This is a genomic window from Streptomyces sp. NPDC039465 (genome assembly GCF_055639315.1).
This window is the reverse complement of the sequence record NZ_JBVKAP010000024.1, coordinates 1-1,300: the sequence shown is the minus strand read 5'-3', so window position 1 is coordinate 1,300 and position 1,300 is coordinate 1. Positions and strand designations below refer to the sequence as shown.

Below are 1,300 nucleotides of genomic sequence, written 5' to 3'. Positions count from 1 at the left end.
GGCGGTTTCTAGGGGTCGTTGCAACACGTGGTCGTGTTGATCAGGCCGCGAGCAGTTTATGCAGGCGCTCGGCTGGGGTTTCCCAGCCGAGCGTTTTGCGTGGGCGGCCGTTGAGCTCGGCGGCGACGGCGTCGAGGTGTTCGCGGGTGTGGACCGTGAGGTCGGTCCCTTTGGGGAAGTACTGGCGGAGCAGGCCGTTGGTGTTCTCGTTCGAGCCGCGCTGCCAGGGGCTGGCCGGGTCGCAGAAGTAGACCGGGACGTCGGTGGCGACGGTGAACGAGCCGTGGGCGGCCATCTCGGATCCCTGGTCCCAGGTCAGGGACCGCACCAGATGGGCCGGCAGGGGCTGGACGGTTTCGACGAGGGCGTCGCGGACCTGTTCGGCGGTGCGGCCGTGGGGCAGGTGGACGAGCATGACGTAGCGGGTGGCGCGTTCGACCAGGGTGCCGATCGCGGAGGCGTTGTCCTTGCCGATGATCAGGTCGCCCTCCCAGTGGCCGGGCACGGCCCGGTCCTCTGCCTCGGCGGGCCGCTCGCTGATCATGACCATCGGGGTGGTGAAGCGCGGTTGCCGGGCGGCGGCCTGGCGGTGGGGCTTACGGCGGGCGCGTCCCGAGCGCAGGGCGCGGGCCAGTTCACGGCGCAGTTCCCCCCGTCCCTGGACGTAAAGCGCCTGGTAGACGGTCTCGTGGACCACGTGCATCTCCGGCCGGTCGGGGAACTGTGCCCGTAGAGCCTGGCAGATCTGCTCCGGGCTCCACCTCAGGGTGAGGCGGTCCTGGATGAAATCGCGCAGGTCCGCATTCCGGGCGATCTTCCCCCGCTTGGGGCGGGGCCGGCGGGCATCGGCGCGGGCCTGGGCCGCGTGCGGCCGGTAGGCGCCGCTGTCCGGGTGCCCGTTGCGGCGGATCTCCCGGCTGACTGTCGACGGGCTGCGGCCCAGCTCGGCCGCGATCACACGGACCGTCGCCTTCTCCCGCAGCCGGTCGGCGATATGGATCCGGTCCGCCTCGGACAAGTACCGCGAAGGCGCAGACGGCGGCACCACCGCATATATCGGTGGTGCCGCCTTGTTCCCGCCGGACGCATTGCGTCCGTTGCGCCAGCGCTTCCCGGTTCGCGGGTTGATCCCGACGATCCGGCACACTTCCGTGCTGCTCAAGCCCTGATGCATGAGCCGGAAGTATGCCTCCCGCTCACGCACGAGCTTCCTGCGTCCCTGCGGCTGCCGGTCCTCGCGGATATCGAAGTCCATGCCACCCCTTGAGCTGGGGTGTTGCAACGACTCCTAGAACCCGAG

Annotated in this window: 1 protein-coding gene; it reads right to left on the bottom strand. The window is 69.8% G+C overall.

Going from position 1 to position 1,300, the window contains the following annotated elements:
- Positions 1-40: 40 nt before the first annotated feature.
- On the bottom strand, positions 41-1,255 hold the full coding sequence (locus tag ACZ7LT_RS34575) for an IS30 family transposase (RefSeq protein WP_471240062.1): 1,215 nt from the start codon (positions 1,253-1,255) through the stop codon (positions 41-43).
- Between the last annotated feature and the right edge of the window lie 45 nt (positions 1,256-1,300).